29 protein-coding genes are annotated in these 25,239 nt (G+C 73.6%); 16 read left to right on the forward strand and 13 right to left on the reverse strand.

The window, feature by feature from the left end:
- Nucleotides 1–112: 112 nt before the first annotated feature.
- Nucleotides 113–691 carry a hypothetical protein gene (locus AC27L3_RS26960; protein WP_487236670.1) on the reverse strand — a complete coding sequence of 193 codons (579 nt, stop codon included), beginning with the start codon at nt 689–691 and terminating at the stop codon, nt 113–115.
- An 88-nt stretch (nt 692–779) separates the two neighbouring features.
- Here AC27L3_RS26960 and AC27L3_RS26965 point away from each other — a divergent pair, with 88 nt between their 5' ends.
- Nucleotides 780–1,451 carry an ATP-binding protein gene (locus AC27L3_RS26965; RefSeq protein WP_487236671.1) on the forward strand — a complete coding sequence of 224 codons (672 nt, stop codon included), beginning with the start codon at nt 780–782 and terminating at the stop codon, nt 1,449–1,451.
- Nucleotides 1,452–1,700: 249 nt separating this feature from the next.
- Here the strand turns inward: AC27L3_RS26965 and AC27L3_RS26970 are convergent, their stop codons facing one another.
- Nucleotides 1,701–2,468: a SigE family RNA polymerase sigma factor gene (locus tag AC27L3_RS26970; protein ID WP_487236672.1), complete on the reverse strand. Its 768-nt coding sequence runs from the start codon at nt 2,466–2,468 to the stop codon at nt 1,701–1,703.
- A 216-nt stretch (nt 2,469–2,684) separates the two neighbouring features.
- On the opposite strand from AC27L3_RS26970, the gene afsQ1 reads away from it, so the two are divergent.
- The 5 genes from afsQ1 (at nt 2,685) to AC27L3_RS26995 (ending at nt 6,641) form a co-directional block, all read left to right on the forward strand.
- Nucleotides 2,685–3,365 (forward strand): two-component system response regulator AfsQ1, encoded by a 681-nt coding sequence (gene afsQ1 / locus AC27L3_RS26975; RefSeq protein ID WP_344432836.1) that lies wholly within the window; start codon nt 2,685–2,687, stop codon nt 3,363–3,365.
- A 107-nt stretch (nt 3,366–3,472) separates the two neighbouring features.
- The gene (locus AC27L3_RS26980) at nt 3,473–4,987 is read left to right on the forward strand and encodes an ATP-binding protein (protein ID WP_487236673.1); all 1,515 of its coding nucleotides are present in this window, start codon (nt 3,473–3,475) and stop codon (nt 4,985–4,987) included.
- Nucleotides 4,984–5,616 (forward strand): hypothetical protein, encoded by a 633-nt coding sequence (locus AC27L3_RS26985; protein ID WP_487236674.1) that lies wholly within the window; start codon nt 4,984–4,986, stop codon nt 5,614–5,616. Before AC27L3_RS26980 ends, AC27L3_RS26985 begins: the two co-directional genes overlap by 4 nt.
- 126 nt (nt 5,617–5,742) lie before the next feature.
- Complete coding sequence (locus AC27L3_RS26990; RefSeq protein ID WP_487236675.1) at nt 5,743–6,297, forward strand: VanZ family protein; 555 nt, start codon at nt 5,743–5,745, stop codon at nt 6,295–6,297.
- Between the two features lie 125 nt (nt 6,298–6,422).
- Entirely contained in the window at nt 6,423–6,641 is a 219-nt protein-coding gene (locus AC27L3_RS26995; protein WP_487236676.1) for a PspC domain-containing protein, read from the forward strand.
- Nucleotides 6,642–6,794: 153 nt separating this feature from the next.
- Here the strand turns inward: AC27L3_RS26995 and AC27L3_RS27000 are convergent, their stop codons facing one another.
- Entirely contained in the window at nt 6,795–7,262 is a 468-nt protein-coding gene (locus tag AC27L3_RS27000; protein ID WP_487236677.1) for a hypothetical protein, read from the reverse strand.
- A 170-nt stretch (nt 7,263–7,432) separates the two neighbouring features.
- Entirely contained in the window at nt 7,433–8,587 is a 1,155-nt protein-coding gene (locus tag AC27L3_RS27005; protein WP_487236678.1) for an adenosine deaminase, read from the reverse strand.
- A gap of 266 nt (nt 8,588–8,853) precedes the next feature.
- Between AC27L3_RS27005 and AC27L3_RS27010 the strand changes: the two genes are divergently transcribed.
- On the forward strand, nt 8,854–9,534 hold the full coding sequence (locus AC27L3_RS27010; RefSeq protein ID WP_487236732.1) for an alpha/beta hydrolase family protein: 681 nt from the start codon (nt 8,854–8,856) through the stop codon (nt 9,532–9,534).
- Between the two features lie 6 nt (nt 9,535–9,540).
- Here AC27L3_RS27010 and AC27L3_RS27015 read toward each other — a convergent pair whose 3' ends face one another.
- On the reverse strand, nt 9,541–10,473 hold the full coding sequence (locus AC27L3_RS27015; RefSeq protein ID WP_487236679.1) for a LysR family transcriptional regulator: 933 nt from the start codon (nt 10,471–10,473) through the stop codon (nt 9,541–9,543).
- Between the two features lie 135 nt (nt 10,474–10,608).
- Between AC27L3_RS27015 and AC27L3_RS27020 the strand changes: the two genes are divergently transcribed.
- From AC27L3_RS27020 to AC27L3_RS27030, 3 genes are all read left to right on the forward strand, one after another.
- The gene (locus AC27L3_RS27020; protein WP_487236680.1) at nt 10,609–11,913 is read left to right on the forward strand and encodes an MFS transporter; all 1,305 of its coding nucleotides are present in this window, start codon (nt 10,609–10,611) and stop codon (nt 11,911–11,913) included.
- Between the two features lie 29 nt (nt 11,914–11,942).
- On the forward strand, nt 11,943–12,482 hold the full coding sequence (locus AC27L3_RS27025) for a DUF1697 domain-containing protein (RefSeq protein WP_487236681.1): 540 nt from the start codon (nt 11,943–11,945) through the stop codon (nt 12,480–12,482).
- A 302-nt stretch (nt 12,483–12,784) separates the two neighbouring features.
- Nucleotides 12,785–13,006, forward strand: a complete 222-nt coding sequence (locus tag AC27L3_RS27030; RefSeq protein ID WP_487236682.1) for a hypothetical protein — start codon at nt 12,785–12,787, stop codon at nt 13,004–13,006.
- A gap of 392 nt (nt 13,007–13,398) precedes the next feature.
- Here AC27L3_RS27030 and AC27L3_RS27035 read toward each other — a convergent pair whose 3' ends face one another.
- On the reverse strand, nt 13,399–13,614 hold the full coding sequence (locus AC27L3_RS27035; RefSeq protein WP_487236683.1) for a hypothetical protein: 216 nt from the start codon (nt 13,612–13,614) through the stop codon (nt 13,399–13,401).
- Between the two features lie 135 nt (nt 13,615–13,749).
- Entirely contained in the window at nt 13,750–14,832 is a 1,083-nt protein-coding gene (locus AC27L3_RS27040) for a hypothetical protein (protein ID WP_487236684.1), read from the reverse strand.
- 93 nt (nt 14,833–14,925) lie between these two features.
- On the opposite strand from AC27L3_RS27040, the gene AC27L3_RS27045 reads away from it, so the two are divergent.
- On the forward strand, nt 14,926–15,576 hold the full coding sequence (locus AC27L3_RS27045) for an HAD family hydrolase (RefSeq protein WP_487236685.1): 651 nt from the start codon (nt 14,926–14,928) through the stop codon (nt 15,574–15,576).
- Between the two features lie 127 nt (nt 15,577–15,703).
- Complete coding sequence (locus AC27L3_RS27050) at nt 15,704–16,492, forward strand: SDR family oxidoreductase (protein ID WP_487236686.1); 789 nt, start codon at nt 15,704–15,706, stop codon at nt 16,490–16,492.
- A gap of 226 nt (nt 16,493–16,718) precedes the next feature.
- Here AC27L3_RS27050 and AC27L3_RS27055 read toward each other — a convergent pair whose 3' ends face one another.
- Nucleotides 16,719–17,114, reverse strand: coding sequence for a cupin domain-containing protein (locus tag AC27L3_RS27055; protein WP_487236687.1), 396 nt, complete (start codon nt 17,112–17,114; stop codon nt 16,719–16,721).
- A 34-nt stretch (nt 17,115–17,148) separates the two neighbouring features.
- Complete coding sequence (locus AC27L3_RS27060) at nt 17,149–18,090, reverse strand: alpha/beta hydrolase (RefSeq protein ID WP_487236688.1); 942 nt, start codon at nt 18,088–18,090, stop codon at nt 17,149–17,151.
- A gap of 102 nt (nt 18,091–18,192) precedes the next feature.
- Here AC27L3_RS27060 and AC27L3_RS27065 point away from each other — a divergent pair, with 102 nt between their 5' ends.
- Nucleotides 18,193–18,810: a TetR/AcrR family transcriptional regulator C-terminal domain-containing protein gene (locus tag AC27L3_RS27065; RefSeq protein WP_487236733.1), complete on the forward strand. Its 618-nt coding sequence runs from the start codon at nt 18,193–18,195 to the stop codon at nt 18,808–18,810.
- Here the strand turns inward: AC27L3_RS27065 and AC27L3_RS27070 are convergent.
- Complete coding sequence (locus tag AC27L3_RS27070) at nt 18,797–20,308, reverse strand: oxidoreductase (protein ID WP_487236689.1); 1,512 nt, start codon at nt 20,306–20,308, stop codon at nt 18,797–18,799. The genes AC27L3_RS27065 and AC27L3_RS27070 overlap by 14 nt on opposite strands.
- A 174-nt stretch (nt 20,309–20,482) precedes the next feature.
- Here AC27L3_RS27070 and AC27L3_RS27075 point away from each other — a divergent pair, with 174 nt between their 5' ends.
- Together AC27L3_RS27075 and AC27L3_RS27080 are read left to right on the forward strand one after the other, a co-directional pair.
- Nucleotides 20,483–21,373, forward strand: coding sequence for an RICIN domain-containing protein (locus AC27L3_RS27075; RefSeq protein ID WP_487236690.1), 891 nt, complete (start codon nt 20,483–20,485; stop codon nt 21,371–21,373).
- A 41-nt stretch (nt 21,374–21,414) separates the two neighbouring features.
- Nucleotides 21,415–22,128 carry a ribonuclease H family protein gene (locus tag AC27L3_RS27080; RefSeq protein ID WP_487236691.1) on the forward strand — a complete coding sequence of 238 codons (714 nt, stop codon included), beginning with the start codon at nt 21,415–21,417 and terminating at the stop codon, nt 22,126–22,128.
- Between the two features lie 21 nt (nt 22,129–22,149).
- Here the strand turns inward: AC27L3_RS27080 and AC27L3_RS27085 are convergent, their stop codons facing one another.
- Together AC27L3_RS27085 and AC27L3_RS27090 are read right to left on the reverse strand one after the other, a co-directional pair.
- Nucleotides 22,150–22,812 carry a DUF2690 domain-containing protein gene (locus AC27L3_RS27085; RefSeq protein WP_487236692.1) on the reverse strand — a complete coding sequence of 221 codons (663 nt, stop codon included), beginning with the start codon at nt 22,810–22,812 and terminating at the stop codon, nt 22,150–22,152.
- Nucleotides 22,813–22,865: 53 nt separating this feature from the next.
- The gene (locus AC27L3_RS27090) at nt 22,866–23,528 is read right to left on the reverse strand and encodes a TRADD-N-associated membrane domain-containing protein (protein WP_487236693.1); all 663 of its coding nucleotides are present in this window, start codon (nt 23,526–23,528) and stop codon (nt 22,866–22,868) included.
- A 359-nt stretch (nt 23,529–23,887) separates the two neighbouring features.
- On the opposite strand from AC27L3_RS27090, the gene AC27L3_RS27095 reads away from it, so the two are divergent.
- Complete coding sequence (locus tag AC27L3_RS27095) at nt 23,888–24,031, forward strand: hypothetical protein (RefSeq protein ID WP_487236694.1); 144 nt, start codon at nt 23,888–23,890, stop codon at nt 24,029–24,031.
- Nucleotides 24,032–24,039: 8 nt separating this feature from the next.
- Here the strand turns inward: AC27L3_RS27095 and AC27L3_RS27100 are convergent, their stop codons facing one another.
- Nucleotides 24,040–25,221 carry an MFS transporter gene (locus AC27L3_RS27100; RefSeq protein WP_487236695.1) on the reverse strand — a complete coding sequence of 394 codons (1,182 nt, stop codon included), beginning with the start codon at nt 25,219–25,221 and terminating at the stop codon, nt 24,040–24,042.
- Between the last annotated feature and the right edge of the window lie 18 nt (nt 25,222–25,239).

Genomic DNA, 25,239 nt, shown 5'->3' on the forward strand with positions numbered 1-25,239 from the left:
CCCACGGCCGCCCCTCGTCGGGGGGGGGGGGGGGCTCCCCCGCCCCCCCCCACCGCCGTTGTCGTCCCTGCGTCCTGTATCCGCTCTGCCCGCCGTGCCCGCCGTGTCCGCCTCAGCCGATGAGGCCCTTGCCGGGCGGGCCGAAGAGGGCCTGGCCCTCGCCCTGCCCCAGGGGCGCGTCACCGGTGCTCAGGGGGCCCACGCTGTTGTGGCCGAGCGGGCCGACCTGGCCCGTACCGTCCGCGCCGACCGGCGCGAGGGGGGCGTTCGCGCCGGGCAGGGCGCCCAGGACCTGGCCGACCACGGGCAGGTCGCCGAGCTGACCGCGCTTGGTGACGGGAGAGGTCACCATGTCGGTGCCGACCGGCTTGAAGTCGGCGACCTTGGTACGGGCGCCGTTGTTGAGCGGGTCCACGGGCGTGGCGGCGAGCGGGTGGTACTTGAAGGTCTTGAGCACCGGTGACAGCCCCTCCACCGACTTCTGCAGCGCGATGCCGGTGCCCACGAAGGCCGCCCCGACGTCCGTGCGGCCCAGGGTCGCGGTGGGCGGCTGGGTCTGGGCGCTCGCCTGCGCCGCGCCGCCCGCCGCGAGCGCCGCGCCCGCGGAGACGGTCAGCCCGACGCGCATCAGCGCGCGGCGGCGCGGGGGTGGGGGAACAGCGGTGCGTGCGTGACGTGCGTGGGAGGCCATGGTCACCTGCCGTGAGAAGGATCGGATCGACAACGCAACGTAGTGGATGCGTTACTGCCTGCGCACGCCCGACCCGGGGGGATCCCCCATGCGGCGGAATGCCTCACACTGGTATCCCGTGACCTCCCTCCTGTCCTCCGCGCGCGTCATCCTGCTCACCGGGCCCTCGGGCTCCGGCAAGTCGTCCCTCGCCGCCCGCACCGGGCTGCCCGTGCTCAACCTCGACGACTTCTACAAGGAGGGGCACGACCCCACCCTGCCCCTGCTCGCCGACGGCAGCGGCACGGACTGGGACTCGCCGCTGTCGTGGGACGCGGACGCCGCCGTCGCAGCCATCGACGCCCTGTGCCGCACCGCGCGTACGACGGTGCCGGTGTACGACATCTCGACGAGCTCGCGCGTGGCCGAGGGCGTCCTGGACATCGGCCGGACACCGGTGTTCATAGCCGAGGGCATCTTCGCCGCCGACATCATCGAGCGCTGCCGCGAGCTGGGCCACCTCGCCGACGCGCTGTGCCTGCGGGGACGGCCGTCGACGACGTTCCGCCGCCGCCTGATGCGCGACCTGACCGAGGCCCGCAAGCCGGTGCCGGTGCTCATCCGGCGCGGCCTGCGCCTGATGCGCGCCGAACGCGGCATCGTGGCCCGCCAGACGGCGCTGGGCGCCTTCGCCTGCGGCCGGGACACGGCGATGGGCCGCATCGCCGCCGCGGCGGCCGGCCGCCGCGAGGACGTCCGCGCCCAGCCGTCGGCGGCGTAGCGCCCCGTAGGGGCGCGGGGAACTGCGCGATCAGCCACCGACGGCCCGCAGTCGAGGCGCCATCCCGGGTGCCGGGCGCAACACGGCATTGCGTCTGCGGACGCGTCGTGGTTGCTCGCGCAGTTCCCCGCGCCCCTACGGGCGCGTGCGTGCGAAAACAACGGAAGCGGGTCCGGCAATCCCCCCGGCTGCCGGCCCGCTTCCGTCTCCCCCGTGTTCCCCCGTTCCCCCCGTGTTTCCCCCCTCGGCTCAGGCCACGAGTTCCCCGAAGGACTCGCGTACCCCCCGGCCCTTGCCGATGGCCTCGTCGTCGCGCAGGCGACGCAGCGAGCGCCAGATGCTGCTCTTGACCGTGCCGACGCTGATGTCGAGGATCTCCGCGATCTCCGGGTCCGTGCGGCCCTCGTAGTAGCGCAGGACGAGCATCGTGCGCTGGAGTTCGGGCAGCCGGGCCAGGGCCTGCCACAGGACGGCGCGGAGTTCGGTGCCGCGCATGGCGTCGCTCTCGCCGGCCGTCTCGGGCAGTTCCTCGGTCGGGTACTCGTTGAGCTTGCGGCGGCGCCAGGCGCTGATGTGCAGGTTGGTCATCGTGCGGCGCAGGTAGCCGCCGATGGCCGCCTTGTCGGAGATGCGGTCCCAGGCGCGGTAGGTGGAGAACAGCGCGCTCTGCAGCAGGTCCTCGGCCTCGTGCCGGTCGCCGGTCAGGTGGTACGCGGTGGCGTACAGCGCGGCGCGGCGTTCCTGGACGTAGGCGGTGAAGGCGGCCTCGGCGGACTCGCCGCTCTGGCGCGACACGCCGGTGCGCTCCGTCGTCGCGGCCGCAGGGGCGCCCCCCGCGCCCGGCGCGGCCTCGCCGTACGTGATCGCGTCGACCGCGACCATGTACGGCGGACGGATGCGTCCGGTGCCGCGAGCGCACCCCCGCCCGCCCACGGCACCGGACATCTCGGTGCTCCGTCCGGCGTCGTGCAGGCGCGTGCGAACTGCGCTGGTCGCGGTGCTGTGCAGTGTGTTCATCTCGCGCCCCCCGTCGGTGGAGCCAACTCGGTCCGGCTGTGACCGGACGTCGGTGGTGCCCGGTGGACATCAGCCTGCCGGGCCAGTTTCATGGCGCTGTCCGCCGACTGTCACAGCCCTGCAACAGCCTCGGCGCGCGGCGTTGCGCAGGTCCCCGGTGGCCGCCGCGGTGTCCTCGGTCGAACTACCGGCCACTCTTGGGCCAGAATGACCACTGTGCCTTTCCTGTTGCTGATCGAGGACGACGACGCCATCCGTACGGCTCTGGAGTTCTCCCTGTCCCGCCAGGGTCACCGCGTGGTGACCGCGGCGTCGGGCGAGGACGGTCTGAAGATGCTGCGCGAGCAGCGGCCCGACCTCGTCGTGCTGGATGTGATGCTGCCCGGCATCGACGGCTTCGAGGTGTGCCGGCGCATCCGCCGGACCGACCAGTTGCCGATCATCCTGCTGACCGCGCGCAGCGACGACATCGACGTGGTGGTGGGTCTGGAGTCCGGTGCGGACGACTATGTCGTCAAGCCCGTGCAGGGCCGGGTGCTGGACGCCCGGATCCGGGCGGTGCTGCGCCGGGGGGAGCGGGAGTCCAGCGATTCGGCGGCGTTCGGTTCGCTGGTCATCGACCGGTCGGCGATGACGGTGACGAAGAACGGCCAGGATCTGCAGCTGACCCCGACGGAGCTGCGGCTGCTGCTGGAGCTCAGCCGCCGGCCGGGGCAGGCGCTGTCGCGCCAGCAGTTGCTGCGCCTGGTGTGGGAGCACGACTACCTGGGCGACTCCCGGCTGGTGGACGCGTGTGTGCAGCGGCTGCGCGCGAAGGTGGAGGACGTGCCGTCCTCGCCCACGCTGATCCGTACGGTCCGCGGCGTGGGCTACCGGCTGGACGCCCCGCAGCAGTGATCCGGCGCATCCGCGCCGTACGCACGACGTCGAACGAACACGAGGACTGAGAGCACACAGTGACAAAGGAGCCCGGTCGGGTGGGGGGCTGGGCGGCGGCCAGGAGGATGCCGAGGCCGAGCTTGCGGTGGATCAGCCTGCGGCTGCGCCTGATGCTCGTCTTCGCGCTGGTGGCGCTCGCCGCCGCGGTGTCGGCGTCGGGGATCGCGTACTGGCTCAACCGCGACGCCGTGCTCACGCGCACCCAGGACGCGGCCCTGGAGGACTTTCGCAAGTCGCTGCAGGACAACACCGGTTCCCTGCCGCTGTCGCCGACGTGCCCGGAGCTGCAGGAGGCCGCCGACCGGATGGCGGCGACCTCGCAGAAGTACGAGGTGCTGCTGATCGGCAAGGTCAAGGGCGGCGGGAGGTGCGCGGCGCCGTCCGACCGCGACCTGTTCACGCTGGCGACGGTGCCGAAGACGCTGGTGACGGCGGTCAACCGGGAGCGGAAGGTCACCGAGTCCAACCCGTACCCGTACCACCTGTACTGGCAGCGGATCACGCTGAACGGCAAGCCGTACCTCGTCGGCGGCGCCAAGGTCATCGGCGGCGGGCCGACCGGCTACCTGCTGAAGTCGCTGGAGAACGAGCGGGCCGACCTCAACTCGCTGGCCTGGTCGCTGGGCATCGCCACGGGCCTGGCCCTGATCGGCTCGGCCCTGCTGGCGCAGGCCGCGGCCTCCACCGTGCTGCGGCCCGTGCAGCGGCTGGGGGACGCCGCCCGCCGGCTCGGCGAGGGCAAGCTGGACACCCGGCTGCGGGTGTCGGGCACCGACGAGCTGGCCGACCTGTCGCGGACGTTCAACAGGACGGCCGAGTCGCTGCAGAAGCGCGTGGAGGACCTCAGCTCCCGGGAGGCCGCGAGCCGGCGCTTCGTCGCCGACATGTCGCACGAGCTGCGCACCCCGCTGACGGCCATCACCGCGGTGACGGAGGTGCTGGAGGACGAGGCCGACTCGCTCGACCCGATGATCGCCCCCGCCGTGCAGCTCGTGGTCAGCGAGACCCGCCGCCTGAACGACCTCGTGGAGAACCTGATGGAGGTCACCCGCTTCGACGCGGGCACGGCCCGCCTGGTGCTGGACGACGTGGACGTCGCCGACCAGATCACCGCGTGCATCGACGCCCGCGCCTGGCTGGACGCGGTGGAGCTGGACGCCGAGCGCGGCACCATGGCCCGGCTCGACCCGCGCCGCCTGGACGTGATCCTCGCCAACCTCATCGGCAACGCCCTCAAGCACGGCGGCTCGCCGGTGCGGGTGTCGGTGCGCGCCGACGACCGGCAGGTCGTCATCGCCGTGCGCGACCACGGCCCCGGCATCCCCGAGGACGTCCTGCCGCACGTCTTCGACCGTTTCTACAAGGCCAGCGCCTCCCGGCCGCGTTCCGAGGGCAGCGGCCTGGGCCTGTCCATCGCGCTGGAGAACGCCCACATCCACGGCGGTGAGATCACCGCCGCCAACTCCCCCGACGGCGGCGCCGTCTTCACCCTGACGCTGCCGCGCGACGCCTCCGGCATCGAGCCGGGCTCCGGTGACGGGGCGGGCGGCGGCGACCGCGCGGAAGGGGACGCACAGTGAGAACGGCAGCACGTGACGGCAGGAGCAGACCCGGCCGGGCCCTGGTGGCGGCCGGGGCCGCGCTCGGCGGGCTCGCCATGCTCGCCGGCTGCGGCATCCGCGGCACGACCGTGCCCGTGGACGCGGGCAGCGCGCCCTCCCGGGCCACCTGCGTCGTCCCGTCGCACGACGCGCAGCCGCAGCCGTCCGCGCCGTCGAGCAGCGCGACCACCACGGTGCAGCTGGTGTGCACCTCGCAGCTGCTGCCGGTGACCCGGCAGGTGACCGTGCCCGAGGGCGGCGACCCGCTGGCCCTGGCCCGGACGCTGCTCGCCGAGCTGAAGCGGCAGCCCACGCCCGCCGAGGAGGAGGCCGGTTTCTCCACCGAGGTGCCCCAGGCGCTGGCCGTGAACGCGGCCCGCCGCGGCGACCCCGCCGGCACGCTGCGGCTGAGCAGCGAACCGGACGACCTGCCGGCGGTGGCCCTGGCGCAGCTGGTGTGCACGTACGCGGGCACGCCGGCGGCCGACGGGCGCAGCACGGTGGCGCTGGGCGGCCCGGGCGAGGAGCGGCCGCGCGGCTACGCCTGCACGGACGAGACGCGCACGCGCCCGGAGTCGGCGCGCGGCAGCGGTACGACCCTTCCCTGACGGCGCCCCCTCGGGGTGGGGCGCGGGATTCCCGGGCGCCTCCGGACGCCCCCCGTCGGCAACGGGCGCTGACTCTCCGTACCCGCACGCGGAACCGCGCGCCCCGCGTGCGGCGTCATGGGGGGCGTGCAGCGTCATGGCTACGGCGGTACGCCCGCCCTCCGATACCGCTACCGCGTGGCGGGCGGTGTCCTCCTGGCCGTTCATCTCCTGGTCCTCGGCTGGCTCGCGCTGCGTCCGCTGACCGCCCCGTGGGTGAGTGCGGCGCACCTGGAGCCGCTGGCCACGATCCGCGCCGACCTGGCGCTGGGGCCGTGGGAGGCGGCGCGGTCGATCGCGGCCGGGGTACTGCCGCTGGCCCCGCTGGGGGTGCTGCTGCCGTGGGTGGGGGGCCGGATCTCGGCGTCCGTCGTGGGGTCGCTGGCGCGCACGGTGTTCACGGCCGCGATGCTCTCGCTGCTGCTGCAGGTGGTGCGCAGCGGGGTGATGGGGCAGGTCCTGGACGTCGACGCGTTGTTGCTGAACGTGACGGGGGTGACGGTGGCGCACCTGGCGGTGGTGCCGGCGGTACGGGCGCGGCTCCGTCGCAGGGCCGAGGCGCGCCCGGCGCGTGCCCCCCGCCGGGAGGAGGCGGACCGGGGGCTGACCCCGACGATCCCCAGGGTCGGGATCGCCCCGTAGAGGGACGTTACGGCGGGGGCTGCGGCCTTAGCGTTGAAGTGTCGGGAAGGCCGGAGACGGCGAACCGTTCCCGCACCGCCTGCGCACCGCGCCGAGCACACGGCGCCGACCCGAGGAGTCCCGCCATGTCCCGCCCGCTGGTCCGTCCCCGCCACCACAGGATGATCGCCGGTGTCTGCGCCGGCCTGGCCGAGCGCTTCGGCATCTCCCGCACGACGATGCGACTGATCTTCCTGCTGTCGTGCCTGCTGCCCGGCCCGCAGTTCGTGCTCTACATCGCGCTGTGGGTGCTCATCCCGGCCGAGGGCAGCCCGCGGGCCGCCGCGAAGGCGACCGACTGGTGACCCGCCGGCGCCGTGCCGCCGGACAGCACAGCGGGCCGCGCATCCCTTGAGGGTGCGCGGCCCGCTGCCGTGCCGTACGCGCCGGCCAAGCCGTCCGTGTGCAGGTGTCGCTCCGACGGATCGCGTCGAGGTGCCCGTTCCCGATCCGGTCCGTCAGTGCACGGGGGTGTTGGGGGTGCCCAGGCCCGGCAGGGACAGGCCGTTGGGGGCGATGCCCTTGGTGGGCAGGGCGCCCAGGAGGCCGGCGTTGCCCTTGTTGTCGGCGGGGGCCGTGGTGGGGGCGTTGGCCGTGGCCGTGGCCTTGTGGTGGGAGGTGCCGGCGAGCTTCTCGGCGGGGCCGGCGAGCTTGTCGGTGTGCAGGTGCGGGTTCAGGGCCGTGTCCGCGGCCCGGGCGCCCTGCTCCAGCAGCCCGGACTTCACCGTGCGGTCGGTGGCCGAGGCGACCGGGCCGCCCGCGGGCAGGAGGGTGGTGGCGGTCTCCATGGGGAGGCCCTTGTATGCGCCGGTGGCCGTGGTGGTGAGGGACTCGAGCGTGCCGGCGGAGGCGGTACCCGCCGCGCCGACGGCGATGGCGGCACCGGCGAGTGCGACGCCGAGTGCCCTGAGAGATACCTGCTTCATCGGAATCCGTCCTCGTGTCGGAATGACGGGGGTGCGGGAAAGCTAGCCACCTTTCCCGCACCCCCGCAAACGACGACACGGCCGAAGAGGCGGCCGGGGGAGGAATTCCCGGCCGCCTCTTCGTTATTTCCCGCCCGGCCGACCGGCCGGGTATTCCGGGGAATTGCTGGTCAGGCGCTCTCGACGATCGGCGTGCGGAACAGCCACTCCGACTTGAGCTCGGCGTAGCCGGGCTTGATGACCTCGTTGATCATGGCGAGACGTTCGTCGAATGGGATGAACGCCGACTTCATCGCGTTGACGGTGAACCACTGCATGTCGTCCAGCGTGTAGCCGAACGCCTTGACCAGGTGCTCGAACTCCAGGCTCATGCTGGTGCCGCTCATCAGACGATTATCGGTGTTCACGGTGAGCCGGAAATGCAGTTTCCGCAGCAGTCCGATGGGGTGCTCTTCGTACGAAGCGGCGGCGGCCGTCTGGAGATTGGAGGTGGGGCACATCTCCAGCGGAATGCGCTTGTCGCGCACATACGCGGCGAGGCGACCCAGCTCGACCGAGCCGTCCTCCTTGACCTCGATGTCGTCGATGATGCGCACGCCGTGGCCGAGCCGGTCGGCGCCGCACCACTGCAGGGCCTGCCAGATCGACGGCAGGCCGAAGGCCTCGCCGGCGTGGATGGTGAAGTGGTTGTTCTCCCGCTTGAGGTACTCGAAGGCGTCGAGGTGGCGGGTGGGAGGGAAGCCGGCCTCGGCGCCCGCGATGTCGAAGCCGACGACGCCCGAGTCGCGGTGCTTGTTGGCCAGTTCCGCGATCTCCAGGGCGCGTGCCGCGTGCCGCATGGCGGTCAGCAGGGCGCCGACGCGGATGCGGTGGCCGCCTGCCCGGGCGCGCCGCTCGCCCTCACGGAAGCCCTCGTTCACGGCCTCGACGACCTCGTCGAGGCTCAGGCCGGCCTCCAGGTGCTGCTCGGGGGCGTAGCGCACCTCGGCGTAGACGACGCCGTCCTCGGCGAGGTCCTCGGCGCACTCGGCGGCCACGCGGAAGAGCGCCTCGCGGGTCTGCATCACGGCGCAGGTGTGCGCGAAGGTCTCCAGGTAGCGCTCCAGCGAGCCGGAGTCGGCCGCCTCGCGGAACCAGACGCCGAGCCGGTCGGCGTCGGTCTCGGGGAGCTTGTCGTAGCCGACGGCGTCGGCCAGTTCGATGACCGTGCCCGGGCGCAGGCCACCGTCGAGGTGATCGTGCAGCAGGACCTTGGGCGCGCGCCGGATCTGGTCGGGGGTGGGTCGGGACGCGGAGTGCGATGCGAACGGGGTCTCGGTCGTCATCTGCGCACTGTAGCCCCTACGCGCGTAGATGGTGGCGAACGATACGGAACGGTGACCCGTCGGCGGGGTGGACACCACCCGTCCTTCTGCCATGGTTGTCTGCCATGGTCCAGCAAGCGTTGCCGCAGCGAGACCCACGGGATCCCCGGGACCCGCAGACCTCACAGATCCCGGCGATCACCGCCGTAGCCCCGGCCATCGCCACCACCGCCCGCCTCGGCCCGCCCCTGGGCGCGGCCGGCCGCTCCGACGGCACGGTGCAGGGCGTGGCCCTGCTCCTCCCCGACGGCAGACCCACCGGCGAGCGCCGCCCCTCCCTCCTGGCCCTGCGCGCGCAGCGCCCCCTCGCCCGGCTGCTGAGCGGGTCCGGCGCGGCCGAGGGCCTGGTCGTGCACGTCGTGCGCTACCGCCACCGCGGCTGGAACGGCTCCGCCGCGCACCCCGTGCGGGACGCCGAGTGGGCCGCGGACGAGGTGGTGCGGCGCTACGGCGACGTACCGGTGTGCCTCGTCGGTACGGGCATGGGCGCCCGCGCCGCCCTGCGCGCCGGCGGGCACGCGGCCGTCACCTCCGTGCTGGCCGTCGCGCCGTGGCTGCCGGAGCCCGACGCCCTCCTCGCCCCCGACCCCGTACGGCAGTTGACGGGCCGGTGCGTGCTGCTGGTGCACGGCACCAACGACGAGCGCACCGACCCCGACCTGTCGTACCGGCTCGCCGAGCGGGCCAAGAAGATCAACCGGCAGGTGTGCCGCTTCGAGGTGCACTCCGACGGCCACGCCCTGCGCCAGCACCGCCCCGAAGTCCTGGCGCTGGCCGCGGACTTCGTCCGGGGCTGCCTGCTGGGCCACCCCTATGCCCGCCCGCTCGCGGACGCGCTGGCGGCCCCGCCGCCGCTGGGGCTGCGGATGCCGCTGGCATCGGGCTTCGGGGAGTCCCTGCGGCACTGAGGCCGCTCACCTGTGCAGCAGGAGCTGCCCTCGCCGCGAGAGCAGGAACCGTTTGAACGCCGCGACCGGCGGCGTGTCGGGGTGCCCGTCCAGCCAGGCCACCCCGATCTCCCGCACCGCCCGCGGCGCGGTCACCGCCAGCTCGACCACCCCGGGCCGCGGCACCGCGGGTGGCGGCAGCAGCGCCACGCCCAGGCCGGCGGCCACCAGGCCCCGCAGCGTCTCCGGGTCCTCGCCCTCGAACGCCACCTTCGGCGAGAACCCGGCCTCCGCGCACAGCGCGTCGGTGATGCGCCGCAGACCGTAGCCGGGTTCGAGGGTGACGAACAGTTCGGTTGCCGCCTCCGCCAGCCGGATGCGCTTGCGGACTGCCAGCGGATGGTCCTCCGGCACCACCAGCCGCAGTTTCTGCTCGTCCAGCCGGCGGGCGACGAGATCCGGCTCGTCCGGCACGGGCGAGGTCAGGCACAGGTCGAGGTCGCCGGCCCGCAGCCGCTCGATCATCGCCTCGCCGTAGTTCTGCACGAGCTGGAAGCGCACGCGCGGGTGGTCGGCGCGGAAGGCGCGGATGAGTTCGGGTACGGTCTCCGAGCCCATGGTGTGCAGGAAGCCGAACGCGACCTTGCCGGCGGCCGGGTCGGCGTCCGCCCGTACGGTCTCGGCGGCGCGCTCCACCTCGTACAACGCCCGCTCGACGGTCGCGAGGAACGCGCGGCCCGCGGCGGTCAGCGACACCGTGCGCCCGTGCCGGGCGAACAGCGCCACGCCCAGGTCGGCCTCCAGCCGGGCCATCGACCGGCTCAGCGTCGACTGCGGCATGCCGAGTTGGTGCGCGGCCCGGGTGACGTGCTCGTGCCGCGCCACCGCGGCGAACTGCGCCAGGCGCGGGGCCAGGGTCGCCGCCCAGGAGCCCTCCTCCAGCCCGGCCGTTGGCGTCACATCAAAGTTTTGGGTAACACTCCTGTTGCCAGTCGGTGACACAGACGGCCGTGACCTGCGCTCATGCTCCACGGGAACGATTATGACGAGTCTGTGCATTGGACGCATCAGATGCGCCGTACATACGTTTGGGGCATGCCTCCTGCCGATATCAGGGCATCCGGCGCCGCTGTGCGTACGGGTGCCGCTGTCTCGCCGTCCCCTTCCTCCTCTTCCGACACCGCCGACTCCCGGCTGGTGCCCGGCGGCCCTGCCTACCGCCGGATGACGATCGCGCTCTTCGCCGCAGGCGTCGCGACCTTCGCCCTCCTCTACTCCACGCAGGCCCTGCTCCCGGCGATCTCCACCGGCCTCGGCGTCACCGCCGACCAGGCCAGCTGGACCGTCTCCGCCGCGACCGCGGGCCTCGCCCTCGCCGTCATCCCGCTGAGCGCCCTCTCCGAGCGCCACGGCCGGCGCGCGACGATGACGGCCGCGCTGTGCGTCGCCGCCGTCCTCGGCCTCCTGGTCCCCCTCGCCCCCGACCTGGGCACCCTCACCGCACTGCGCGCGCTGCAGGGCGCGGCACTGGCCGGCGTGCCGGCCTCGGCAATGGCATACCTGGCGGAGGAAGTCCGCCCCAAGGCGCTGGTCGGCGCCATCGGCCTGTTCGTGGCCGGCAACTCCATCGGCGGCATGTCCGGCCGCATCCTCGCCGGCTGGGTCGCCCAGGCATGGGGCTGGCGCGCGGGCCTGGCCGCCGTGGGCGCACTCGCCGTGGTCTGCGCCGTCGCCTTCCGCGCACTGATCCCCAAGGCGCGCCACTTCACGCCCGCCACGGTCTCCGCGCGCTCCCTCGGCCGTACGCTGCGCACCCACCTCTCCGACCCGCTGCTGTGCCGCCTCTACGCGATCGGCGCGCTGTTCATGACCGTCTTCGGCGCGGTCTACACCGTGATCGGCTACCGCCTGGCCGGGGAGCCCTTCTCCCTCCCCCAGGGCGTCGTCGGCTCCGTCTTCCTCGTCTACCTGGTCGGCACGCTCTCCTCGGCCGCCGCCGGCACGCTCGTCGGCCGCCTCGGCCGGCGCGGCGCGCTCTACCTCGCCGTCGGCACCACGGCCACCGGCCTGCTGCTGACCGTCTCCACCTCCCTCCTCGCGGTGCTCGCCGGCCTCGTGCTCATCACGGCGGGCTTCTTCGCCGGCCACGCCGTCGCCTCCTCCGCCGTCTCCCGCACCGCGAAGTCCGGCCGCGCCCAGGCCTCGGCGCTCTACCAGATGGCGTACTACATCGGCAGCTCCGTGGGCGGCACCCTCGGCGCCCTCGCCTTCGGCGCGGGCGGCTGGGACGGCACCGTCGTCCTCGGCCTCGCGGCGATGGTCGCGGCCGCGTCGATCACCCTGTACGCGACCCGCCGCGCCATCGCCGAGCGCCGCATCCCGGCGACGGCCCGGCGCTGATGTCAGTGCCCCGCCGTACGGTGGGGCCCATGGCGACCAAGGCGTACGCGGCCCTCCTGCGCGGCATCAACGTGGGCGGCCACAAGAAGGTCCCGATGGCCGAGCTGCGCTCCCTGCTGGAGCAGCTCGGCCACGGCGACGTCCGCACCTACCTGCAGAGCGGCAACGCCGTCTTCACCAGCGCGCAGCCGGATGAGGACGTGCTGGCCGCGCAGCTGCGCGACGCTCTTGCGACCCGCTTCGGCTTCCCCGTGGACGTCATCGTCCGCGACCACGCGTACCTGGCGGCCGTGGCGGCGGCATGCCCCTTCCCGGCGGCGGAACTGGAGGGCCGGCAGCTGCACGTGACGTACTTCGCCGAGGCCGTACCGCAGTTGGCGGTGGAACGCGCCGACTTCCTCCCCGAGGACTTCGCCCTCGGCGACCGGGCCCTGTACCTGTACACCCCCGACGGCCTGGGCCGCTCCCCCCTGGGCGACACCCTCAACCGAGCGGTGGCCAGAACGGGCGCCCTGGCCACGAGCCGCAACTGGAACACGGTCCTGAAGCTGACGGAGATGACGGCGTAGGACGCGTCCGGCGGCTGCCGCCGCGTGGGTGCGACACGGCGCCCCGTCTGCGGGTGCGTCGTGGTCGTTCGCGCAGTTCCCCGCGCCCCTACGGGGCGCCCCGTAGGGGCGCGGGGAACTGCGCGAACGACCACCGACGGCTCGCAGTCGACGCACCACCCCCAGGCCCGGGCCAAGGGACAACGCCCCCGCAACGAAGACGAAGACCCGCAGGGGATCGCGGCACTTGCCGTGCTCCGCTCCAGGCATCCGTGCACCCCGCGACGGGCGTTTCCCCAGCCACGCGGAAGGAGACCTTCCCCGTGTGTTCCACGGCATGTGCCGCCGTTACCCCCGGGAGGTCCGCCATCAACCGCATCCGACGTACCGTCGCCGCAGCTGTCACCGGCATCCTGCTGTCCATCGCGAGCGTGGCCGTCGCCACACCGGCCCACGCGGACAACGAGTTCGCGAAGCTGCTCTGTGCGGCCGTCAAGGCCGGCTACGCCCCTGCCCAGCCGCAAGTGTGCGACGGCCTGGAGTGACACCACCTCCGCGACAGTGCCCACGGCACCCCCTCACGGGGCGCCGTGGTGCCTGTCGTAGCCGATGACGCCCGCGGCCAGTTCCTCCGCCGTGATCTCCGTGGCCCACCCCTCGGGCGGCTCCGAATACGGCGAACACGCCCCGCACGCCCCACAGGCCCACCGCCCGTAGATCCCGTGCACATCGGCACCGCACCCCGTGCACGAGTGAGTCGTGTAGTACGGAATCCCCTCCACGCGCCTCGCCTCCCCGTGCCGTGTCCGCGCTGCGGCCATTGTCACCCGACGCGACCGCCGCCCGCGCCACGAATCACCCGAACGGGAAGGCAGTCAGCGCTCGCCCCTGCAACTGGGCGCCGGCCAAGGGGTGTTCCCGCATGCGGACGACGGTGTCAGAGGATGCCGCCGGCGGCCGCTGCCATGCTGGCTGCGATGCCGTCCGCGGCCTGTGCCATGGCAGCGGCGGCCGCCCTGGAACTGGTGGCGGCCTGCGCGACGGCCCGACCGACGCCTCCCTGCGCCTGGGCGGGTGCGGCCGTCGCGATGCATCCCAGGGTCAGGAGCATGCTGGCGGAAAGGGTGATGATGACGCGGCGCACTCGGTTCATACCGGTCCTCCTTGGCGGTGACGGGTGAACGCTGTCGTCAGCCAGGCTTCCCGGACGGTGCGCATCCGTGCTTCACGGAGGGAGCGCACGGGGGCTGGCGGGGGCGCGCCGCCGCCTTGACGCGCAGCGACCCGCCTACACCGCTTCCTGCGGTTCGCGGCCCGCGCCCGCCGGCGTACCCGTGTGCGGGCAGCCGATGGCGTTCATCACGGCCAGGCCCTGGTCGTCGACGAACTTGGTGAACACCTGCTGCGCGTAGCCGAAGATCAGGGCCCAGGCGATGATCTGGGCGGAGGAGTCCAGGGCGCTGAGGCCGGGGACGAAGTCGCCGCGCATCAGGAGCAGGCCCAGCAGGGCGGTCAGCGCTCCCATGGGGAGTTTGAGCAGGGCCAGCGCCACCGGCACGTTGTACGGGGCGGACGTTCCGCGGATGTGGCGCAGGGACACCGCGGCGGCCACGGAGGCCGCCACCGTCCCGGTCATCTCGACCACGGGGTAGTCCCAGGTGGAGGCGGCTCGACCGAAGGCGACGTCGAGGTCCTTCGCGTTCGAGGGGGGTTCCATGCCGGTCGGGCAGACGATGCCGATGCCCTCCGGCCGGAAGCACAGCGGCACCACGTCCGGCGCCCAGACGCCGAGCACCGCGACCGTGACCGCCATCACCGCCAGCCCGAGACTGACGATCAGCACGATGCGGACGAAGCTCAGTGCGCGCAGCTTCTCGCGCTGCAGGGCCTGCTGGGCGGTGACGACCGCGCCGACGAGTGCCGCCCGCTGGGCCGGGGCGAGGGGGGCGTCGCGCACTTCCCGGGCGATCTCCTCGACCCGCTTGCGCCGCTCGTCGGTGACCGGCAACTGCTCGCGTACGACGGCCACGAGGCCGGGCATGAGGGCCTGGACGTCGGCGAGCGGGGCCAGCCGCAGCAGCAGGCTGTACGCGGCGTCGATGTGGACGTTCGCGACGGCCAGGTGCTTGTTCGGCCGGTGCCCGGGGTGGGTGCCGTGGCTGAGGGCGTCCTCCGCCGCCTGGAGTTCGGCGTACGCCTCGTCCGCCAGCGCGGGGGCCGCGGCCCGCACCCCCGGGTCGGCGTCGTCGAGCGCCCTGCCCTTCGCGACCTGGACGCGTGCACGCAGTTCGCCGATGCGGGAGCGGGCTCCTTCACGGAGCTCCCAGGTGCCCTTCTCGTAGCGGCGCTGATGATGTCGGTTCCCGGCCATACCGGCGAATATCGCCGATCGGAAACCCGGACAGGGCCCAATACTCCCTGATTAGTCCCATTGGTCCACCGGCGGGCCGCCTATCCTGCCGGGATGATCAAGCCGATTGAACTCGTCATATTCGACTGCGACGGCGTCCTCGTCGACAGCGAACGCATTGCCGTCCGCGTCCAGGTCGCCCTCGGCGCGGAACTGGGATGGCCGCTCACCGAGGAGGAGGTCGTCGACCGGTTCCTCGGCCGCTCGCACGCCGCCATCCGCGAGCAGATCGCCGCCCGGCTCGGCGAGGAGACCGCGGGCATCTGGTCGGACCGGTTCGAGCAGCTGCACCGCGAGGCGGTGGACGCCGAGCTGACCCCCGTCGAGGGGCTGCCCGAGGCACTCGACGCGATCACCCTGCCGACCTGCGTGGCCTCCAGCGGCTCCCACGACAAGATGCGCCACACCCTGGGCCGCACCGGCCTGTACGACCGCTTCGCCGGGCGCATCTACAGCGCCACCGACGTCGGACGCGGCAAGCCCGCCCCGGACCTGTTCCTGCACGCCGCCCGGCAGATGGGCGTCGACCCGGCCGCCTGCGTGGTGGTCGAGGACAGCCACCCCGGCGTCCTGGCCGCCCGGGCCGCCGGCATGCGCGCCTTCGGCTACGCGGGCGGACTCACCCCGGCCGAACGCCTCGAAGGCCCCGGCACCACCGTCTTCCACGACATGCGCAAACTGCCCGTCCTCATCGCCGAACGGTGAACCGGTACGGGGCTGCGCCCCCTCCCTGGTGGTGGCACCACCAGGACAACCGCCCTCCTGGTTGCCCGGGCTCCCGCCCCGCAGAGTGGAACCACCCCAACCCCACTCCACTCCCCCAGGAGCCCCCATGAGCCACGCCGGTCACGCCAGCCACGCCAGCTACTCCGCCCTCGCCGGACGCACCGCCGTCGTCACCGGAGCCGCCAGCGGCATGGGCGAGGCCACCGCCCGCCTGCTGGCCGCCAACGGTGCGCGCGTGGCGCTGCTTTCCCGCCGCCGCGACCGGCTCGACGACCTCGCCGCGAAGATCGTCGCCGACGGCGGACAGGCCCTCGTCGTCCCCGTGGACGTCACCGACCAGGCGTCCGTCGACACGGCGGTCGCCGCCGTCCACGAGGCGTACGGCCCGGCCGACCTCGTCGTCAACAACGCCGGCGTCATGCTGCCGAACCCGATCGACAGCGGCCGCATCGACGAGTGGACGCGGATGATCGACACCAACGTCACCGGCGCCCTGCGCATCATCCGCGCCTTCACCGCCGACCTCGTCGCCGCGGCCGCGGAGGGCCGTACCGCCGACCTGGTCAACGTTTCCTCGATCGGCGCGCACCTGATGTACCCGAACTACGCGGTGTACAGCGCCACGAAGGCCGCGCTGACCCACCTGTCGGCCGTGCTCCGCACCGAGCTGGGCCCGCGCGACGTCCGCATCACGAACGTCGAGCCGGGCATGACGGAGACGGAGCTGGGCGAGCACATGGACAACGCGGCGCTCGCCGAGGAGCTGCGGGGGATGCAGGAGGTGGTCGGCAAGCTGTCGTCCGAGGAGATCGCCGACGTCATCGGCTTCGTCACGAGCCGCGCCCGGCACGTGAACCTGCGCCAGGTGATGATCCAGCCGACCCGCCAGGCGTAGGGCCTGCCGGCCGGAGCCGACCTTGCGGCTGCCGCCGCGTGGGCGCGACACGGCACCCGTCTGCGGGCGCGTCGTGGCTGGTGCAGCGCCCCGTCAGGGGCGCGGGGCGGTATCGATCTGCGGCTGCCGCCGCGAGGGCGCGATCGGCCACCGACGGCCCGCAGTCGAACGCGCCACCCCGGGGCCCGGGCGAAGCACGGCACCGCGCCCCCTACGGGGCACTGCCCTACGCGCCGGTGTTGGTCCGTTCCTCCAGGCGGCTGCCCTGCGGCAGGGTGATGCTCAGGATGTCGCCGGGCGTGACGAGTTCGATGCGGTGCCAGCGTCCGCGCGGCACGATGGCCGCCTTTCCGGCGGCCAACTCGACCGCTTCCTCCCCCGTTTCACCCTCCACCGGCCGGAAACAGAGGCGTATCCGTCCGGTGAGGCAGGAGACGACCTCGTCCGCCTGGGGATGGATCTCCCAGTGATCGGCGTGGAGGTCGGCGTCGGTGGCGATGTGGAACGCCATCACCTGCCAGCCGTCCCGCTCGGGGTCGAAGGCCGGCTGCTCGGCGTGCACCCGGCCGTCGGGGCGAAGGTGCAGAAAGGACTCGAAGAGATCGATCGTGGCGATGGACATGTCGGTTTTCCTCCTCCTTCGGGCCCCGGCCGCTTCAGGCCAGGGCGCGGCGTAGTACTCCGGCGAGCTCGTCGATCTGCCGCCGGGACACCTCGGCGGACACCGCCGCTTGCGACCCGTGGAAGGTGCCGGCCCACTGGTGCAGGTCGACGGGGACGCCTGCCTGCAGCAGCCGCAGCGCGTAGTCGATGGCCTCGTCGCGGTTCGGGTCGAACTGCGCGGTGGCGATGTGGGCGGCCGGCAGGCCGCGCAGGTCGGTGGCCCGTGCCGGGGCGGCGTACGGCGAAACGGGCGCCGCGTCCGCTTGCGGTCCCAGGTAGTGCCGCCACGACGCGGCGGCCTTCTCTCGTGTCATGAACGGGGTCGCGGTGAAGTTCCGGGCCGACCACGTCTGCTGGCGGTCGTCGAGCGCGGGCTGGTTGAGCAGTTGGAAGCGGATGGGCGGTCCCTTCCGGTCACGTACGCGCAGTGCGGCGGCGGCCGCGAGCGTCGCGCCGGCGCCGTGGCCTCCGACGGCGATCCGCGCCGGGTCGATGCCGAGTTCGGCGGCGTGGCCCGCCGCCCAGGCCAGCGCGGCGCAGGTGTCGTCGAGGGCGGCCGGGTAGGGGTGTTCCGGGGCGCGCCGGTAGCCCACGGAGATCACCACGGCGCCGGAGCCCTGGGCGATCCGGACGGCCCATGGGTGCTCGGTGTCCAGATCGCCCATGACGAATCCGCCGCCGTGCAGCCAGAGGATCGCACCCCGGGCCCCGTGCGGGCGGTAGATGCGCACCGGCACCTGCGCGGCCACGGTGCACTCTCCGATCTCCAAGCCGCTGGTGTCGGGGGCGGGGCCGGTGGCGGCCAGCCGGGCGAGGCCGTCGCGTGCGGCGACGGGATCGCTCAGGTCGGCGCGGGGGAAGGCCGGGAGAGCGGCTTCCAGTTCGGGGTCGAGGCCGGATGAGCCCGTACCCGCTCTTGCAGTCGGTTGGTTCATTGCGCCCCCCTGACGTGCGTGAACGTTGTTCACGGTGAACAACGTTCACGCTAGGGATAGACTGAACCCCTGTCAAGAGACTGCGAAGAAGGGATCGTGCGCATGCTGCGCCGGGCGAATGTCGTAGCCGGGGCCCTCGACCTCCTCGACACCGAGGGGCTCGACGGCCTGACCATGCGCAAGCTCGGCGTCGCGCTCGACGTCCAGGCCGGTGCGCTCTACCGCCACTTCCCCAACAAGGAGGCGCTGCTCGACGCGATGGCCGACCAGCTGCTGGAAGGGGTCGACGCGCCGCTGCCGCCCCGCCTTCCCTGGCCCGAACAGCTGGAGCTCCTGGGCGAACGGCTGCACACGGCGCTGCTGAGCCGCCGCGACGGCGCCCGCGTGGTCTCCGGGACCTTCGCCCCCGGGCCGCACACGATGGCCGTGAGCCGGCGTGCGGCACAGGTGCTCACCGAGGCCGGATTCCCGCCGGACCGGGCCTGGGAGATCACGTTCGCGGTGTTCTACTTCATCCTCGGCCACACCATCGAGGAACAGGCCCAGTCCCGCATGCCGGCCGTCGACAACTGGACGGCGCGGCTGGCGGCCGCCGGACTGGACACCGACGACCCGCTGGCAACAGGGCTGAGGAAACTGGCCGTTGCCGACCCCGGCGAGCGGTTCTCCTACGGCCTGCGCGTCTTCATCGCCGGCGTGCGGTCGCTCAGCTCCGGTTGAGGGTCCGGGTCACGCCCGACACCACCGCCGTGGTCAGGACCCAGCCCGCGGCGACCAGCGCATTGGCCAGCCACCGGCAGGTGCCGTCCGACCAGTACCAGGCGTTGCGCTGGCCCAGACCGCCGACGGGGACGAGCAGGTCGACGGTGTACACGACGGCGTGGAACGGGCCGCCCTCCCCCGGCTTCACGGGTGCCGGCGTGTGCGTTGCGAAGACGACCGCGCCGAGGAGGGTGAGCGCGGCGAGCCACAGGCCGGCCTTCCACGGCCGGTAGCCGTAGCCCACCGTGACGTCGAGGATCCGGCTCCACACCCTGCCGCCCGGGTGCAGGGTGCGGCGGCGGTGCCGCTGCTTGGCGACGAGGACGCGGCGCGCGTGGTCGTCGTGCCCTATCTGCCGGTACCAGAGGGCGAGTTGCTCGTACACCTGCGGGACGTAGCCGGGGTTGCGCCCGATCCAGGCGAGGCGGCGCCGGACGTCGTCCGGTCGGTCCGACCCGGCGTGGAGGGAGCCGTAGACCAGGCCGTCCAGCCGTACGTCCTGCGGCCAGCTGTGTGCGCCGTCCCGGAGCGTGGTCACGTGGGCGCCGCGCAGGTCCACGGTCCCCGCGGGCGGGGTCGCGGGCGTGAAGGCGAGCTCCTCGGCGTGCAGCCGGGCGCAGACGACGGTGCCGACGGCGTCGAGCGCCGCGCCGTCGAAGGTGAGGAGATCGGAGACGCGGACGCCGCGCAGGCTCACGGCTCCCAGGGCGGTGAAGCCCTGGGAGCAGTCGAGCGTCGTGGTCGTCACCATGTCTGCGGTGAGGGCGTTGCCGCCCGGGTTGGCGAGGTGTGCGCCCTGCAGGAAGAGGCCGCCGGAGAGCCGGGCGCCCAGCAGGCGGACCTCGCCGTGTGCCGTGAATCCGTCCCTGCAGAAGACGCCGCCTTCGGCGACGAGACCGCCGGCCGCCACGGCCAGTCCTCCGGGCGCGTCGATGCGCGTGCCGTTGAGCAGCACTTCGCCGTGCACGTGGGCGTGGTTGAGCTGCAGGGAGGTCACCCGGCCTCGCAGGCGCGAGAGCGGCCCGCCGTCCAGTGACGAGCGCTGCAGGTCGAGGCGGCCCTGGATGCGGGCGGAGCCGGCCATGAGGCCGGGGATCCGGCAGCCCCTCATGGCCACGATCGCCGTCGACGCCCCGAAGAGGTCCACTTCGCGTTCGAGCCAGCAGTCCTCGAGGCTGAGGAGGTGGTCGATCTGCGCGCCGGCCAGGTACAGCTGTCCGGTGATGCGGGCACCGGACAGCCGCACTGCGGGTACGGCGCCGGAGCGCTCGGTGTTCGCCCCCAGCAGCAGGGCGGCCACGACGGCCGCCCGTACCGTACGCTCCGGCCCCCACCGCGCTCCCCCGTCGGCGCGGTCGGCGTCGGCCGCCCCGGCCCGCAGGTCCACCGGGCGCCCTTCGGGGAAGGCGTTCCACAGCTCCCGTTCGGGCGGCGCCAGATCCTCGTACGTCAGCATGCGGCGCAGCGTAGTGACGGCCCGCCCGGAAGGACCCCGGTCGGACGGCTGTCCGGAGCGGATCCGGACAGAACGGTTGCCCTATGGCATGCCCACCGCAACCATGTGGGCATGGGGAGCCAGGGGGAGCCGGCCCCGCGGGATGCGCACGAAGCGCGGGATGCCGCCGAGTTCATGGCACTGCTCAGACAGTTGAAGGACGCCTCGGGGCTGACCTACCGGCAGTTGGAGGCCCGCGCCGCCGACGGCGGGGACGTGCTGCCGCGCAGCACGCTCGCCGATGTACTGCGGCAGGACGCGCTGCCGCGGGCCGAGCTGCTGGCGGCGTTCGTCCGCGCGTGCGGGCAGGGGGACCACGTACAGGAGTGGCTGGCGGCGCGGGAGCGGCTCGCCTCGCGGCAGCAAGGGTCCGCGCCGGCCCCACCACCCGGGCGGCGCAGCATCACCCGGTACGGCCGGGCCCTGGGTGTCCTGCTGGTGCTGCTGGCCCTGGTGGGCGGCGGCACGTACCTGGCCATGGACCGGTCGGGCGGCGACCACGGACGGCCGAGGCGCACCGCCGCCTCCAGCACTCCGCCCGCCGCCGCACCCGCCCCCGGCACGTACCGCATCCGTGCGGCCGTCTCGTCCCTGTGCCTGTCCGAGCGGGACGGCCAGGGCGCGGGGAACGTCTACCAGGCGGACTGCCGCGGCAGCGTCCCCACGTACGCGCTGGAGGAGGCGGACGGCGGGACGTACCGGATCCGCAGCCTGCACCCCGTCTTCGGGTACGGGTGCCTGGGCGTGGGCAACGGCAGCGCGAAGGGGGGCGCGCAGATGATGGACGACTACTGCGGTCACCGCGGCGCCGCCGAGAGCTTCCGCCTGCGGCAAGAGGGGACGACGGCGGGCGGGTACCGCGTCATGCCGCTGCACACGGGGGCGTGCCTGTCGGTGCCCGGCGGTTCGAAGCAGCAGTGGGCGCCGGTGCTGCAGCTGCCGTGCGCCGCCGGGGACGCGGGGCAGGTCTTCCACTTCGACCCGGTCGCCTCCCCGCACCCGATCCCGACGATCAGCCGCAACTGAGGCGTGTCGGGGCACGGCGCCGGCGCTGGCATGATCGGAGGATGTCCGATCGCTTCATCGCCGCCTGTGACGGCGCCTGCAAGGGGAATCCCGGGCCCGCCGCCTGGGCGTACGTGGTTGCCGACGCCCGGGGCGTCCCGCAGCGCTGGGAGGCCGGCCCGCTGGGCCGGGCCACGAACAACGTCGCCGAGCTGACCGCCCTGCAGCGGCTCCTGGAGGTCACCGACCCCGCCGTGCCGCTGGAGGTGCGGATGGACTCGCAGTACGCCATGAACGCGGTCACCAAGTGGCTGCCCGGGTGGAAGCGCAACGGCTGGAGGACGGCGGCGGGCAAGCCCGTGGCCAACCAGGAGCTGGTCGTGCGCATCGACGCCCTCCTGGCCGGCCGCGACGTGGACTTCGTGTACGTCGCGGCGCACCGCGTCGACGGCGATCCCCTCAACGCCCTCGCCGACCAGGCCGCCAGCGACGCCGCGACGGCGCAGCGGGCGGCGGGCACGGTCCACGGCGACGTGGACCTGCCCGTCGTCGACCTGCGGGCGGCGGTCCGCCCGTCCGCGTCGAAGCCGGCGAAGGCGTCCAAGCCGTCGCGGCCGGCCACGGCGAAGCGTGCGTCGTCGGGTGCGGTGATCAAGGCGAAGTTCGCGGGCCGCTGCCACCAGTGCGGCGAGTCCTACGCCGCGAAGGACCCGATCGCCAAGGGTCCCCGCGGCTGGGGCCACCCCGACTGCCGTACGGGGCTGGCGCCGGCCTGAGCGCGCCTGCGGCCGGGCCGGTCAGCGCGTGGGCTGCGCGGCGGCGTCGTCGTGGTCCGCCCCGACGCGGAGGGTGTAGCCGGCCGGGATGCCGTGCTCCGGATCGCCCTTGACCGATACGGCGGAGACCTGGGCCGAGAACTGCCGGCCGACCGGCAGCATCGGCGTGTACTTGGTGTGCCCGGAGAGGACGACCGCCCGCTGCCGTTGCTCGGGCGACGTCGCGATCTCCATCGTGTCGCCGACCTGCGCGCCGGTGAGCTTGCCCCACACGACGCGGCAGCGGCTGCTGAACCGGATCTCCAGGTGCATCGTGGAGACCCAGTCGTCCGCGATCGTCACGGCCGCGTCCGCGCATCCGGCGTCCTTCGGGTCCACGCCCGCGCAGGTGGTGTCGAAGCAGGACGGGGCGGAGGCCGACGCGGCCGCCGGGGAGACCGCGGATGCCGCCGGCGGGGCGGGCTTGTCGTCGTCGCCGCCGGCCAACGACGTCGCCAGGGCGCCGGCCACCGAGCCCACCACGGCCACGATCAGCGCGCCCACCAGGGTCTGCGGCCCGTACCGGCCGAGCCGCGACCGGCGGGCCGTACCGGTGTCCTGCGAGTGCTCGGCGTCCTCGGAGTGCTCGGCGGACTGCCGGCGGACGGGGTCGTCCGCGGCGTCACCGTCAACGGTCGGAGGCATGCCGGGAGGGTAAGCGGAGGGACGGAGGACAGGAAGGGCAGTTCGAGACCGAATCACCCTTTCGAGCGATCGCCGAACACGCCCTCCACGGTGTCGGGCACCGGAGGCGCCACGGGAGCTCCGGGAAGCACCGGCAACTTGGCGGTGGAGAACTTCAGGATCAGCGCCGCCTGGAGCTGCGCCTTGAGGGCGGGGTCGTCGACCTCGCCGAGGAGGCGCACGGCCTCCCCCGCGTCGCGCTCGACCTTCATGTCCTGGCGCAGCAGTTGGGTCTGGGACTCCATGTGCTTCAGCGCCCGGTCGGCACGCCGGTGGAAGAGGGTGCCGATGGCAGTGGTCAGGACGCCCGCGACGCTGGCCACGACGGAGGCGTACTGCTCGCCGTGGCCGCCGCCGGCCTTGAAGATGGCCAGTGCCACGCCGGCTATGAGGACGAGCCCGCCCAGCACCGAGCACGCCAGGCTCACGCCGAAGGTGCGGCGGGCCTGGATGAGGCCGTAGGCGTAGTACTCGATGAGCAGGGCGGCGAAGCGGTGGGTGTCGTCGTCGGGGGCCTCCTGTCCGTCCTCGCCCTCCGCCGGTGCGGGGCCGCCCAGGACGGCGGCCCGCAGGCGGTTTCTCTCCCTGTCGATGCCCTTGCTGGTGAGGCGGTCGTAGAGCGACGTCGCGCCGGTGGCGAGGGCGCCGCTGGCGACGGCTGCGCTGAGGGTTGCCACAACTTCCGGGTCCACAACTGCAGCATCTCACGGCACCGTTGACCGGTTCGCTCAAACGAACGAGGAACGACGACGCCGGCGCCGGCGGTGGCGACGAGCCCGGCGCCCGGGGTTGAAGTTGTCGCTGCGGCAGCTTCTACCGTCCCGAACAGGGCCGGAGGGACCGGCCCGGACGTGTGCGAGGGTTCGTCGCGCCCGGCCTGGCGGCCTACCGGCGCGACGCCGTCGCGGCGTACGCGGACGCCCGGCTCGGCTGATCCGGCCGCCGGCCGGGGGTGCATTCACCCTGACGGGCGGCGCGTCGACACACCTCCTCGAATCGAACATTCGTACCCTTTCGATGCGAGGAGGTGTCGTCGATGGGGAGTCATCGAAGGACCGGAAAGCGCGCCGCGCTCGTCGAGCGCGGCCTCGGCTGGGCATTCCGGCTGCTGGTCGCCGTCGTGGCGGCCGTGGCCGGGGAGGTCGCGCGCTGGTGGCTGCAGGCGCGGCACTCGCTGTGAGCGCCGCGTCAGCCGCCGGCCCGGACCACGTACGACCGGGAGGCGATCGTGAGGGTCAGCGACACCACGGCCAGGACGGTCATCGTCGCGGCCGGGGTGAGGTGAAGGGCCAGGCCGCCCGCCGCCGTGGCACCGATGCCCTGCCACGTGATGCGCCCCGCGGACTCGACGCCCTGCACCTGGCCGCGTACGGAATCCGGCGTCAGCGCGAGGAGCTGCTCCTGCAGGGGCAGGGTGGCGGCGAATCCCACGCTGGCGGCGAACACCGCGGCCAGCGCCACCGGCAGCGGCGGGTGGACGGCGAACAGGACGTACGGGGCGGCCAGCAGCAGCCGCAGCGCGAACGCCCGGCGGCGGCGCTGCGCGGCACCGAGCAGCCGGCCGACGGCCAGGTCGCCGGCCAGCATGCCCGCGGCAGCGGCGGCCAGCAGGGCGCCGGCGTGCCGGGGGTCGTACGGGATGAACAGGGCCTCGCAGCCGACGATCAGGCCGTTGGGCACCCAGAGGTTCAGCAGCAGGGCGCGCCGGCCGGGCCGGGAGAGGAGCGCCGCGTTCGTCGTCCACGTCTCCCGCAGCCCCGGGCGGCGCGCGAGGCGGATCGAGCGCTCGCGCACGGTGCCCGCCACGGCGAGGAGCCCGGCCGCGGACAGGGCCGCGGCGAGGAGGAAGACGCCCTGCGCGCCCAGGTGCCCCAGCAGGGGGTCGGCGGCGGCGTAGCCGACGATCGCCGTGCCGCCGGCGGTGAGGTTCATCAGGGAACGGGCGAGGGCGTACGCCGAGTCCGGTACGAGCTCGGCGAGCAGCCCCATGCGCGTACCGGTGCCCAGGGCCTGGAAGAAGCCCACCACCAGCAGCAGCCCGAACCGGGCGGCCAGGGGCAGGCCCGGTATCGCCTGGGCGGCCTGGCTCGCCAGGGAGACGGCCTGCAGGCCGACGAGGGTCCGTCGCGGACGGCCGCCGTCCGCGACGGACATCAGCGTCAGCGCGCCGATCACCGCCGCGAACGTGGCGCCGTACATGCTCACCGCCGTCAGGAGCGGCGATCCGGTCCGGCGGTCGACGAGCGCGCCGAGCGCGTAGCCCGCCAGGCCGCTCGCGGCGGCCGTGAGGACGAAACCGGCGTACATGCCGGCGAATTCGGGGTGGGAGAGGAGAGTGCGGTAACGGTGGTACCGGATTTCCGAAGGCATGAAAAAAGCCTCCGGGGG

This window comes from Streptomyces sp. PKA51 (assembly GCF_057552455.1).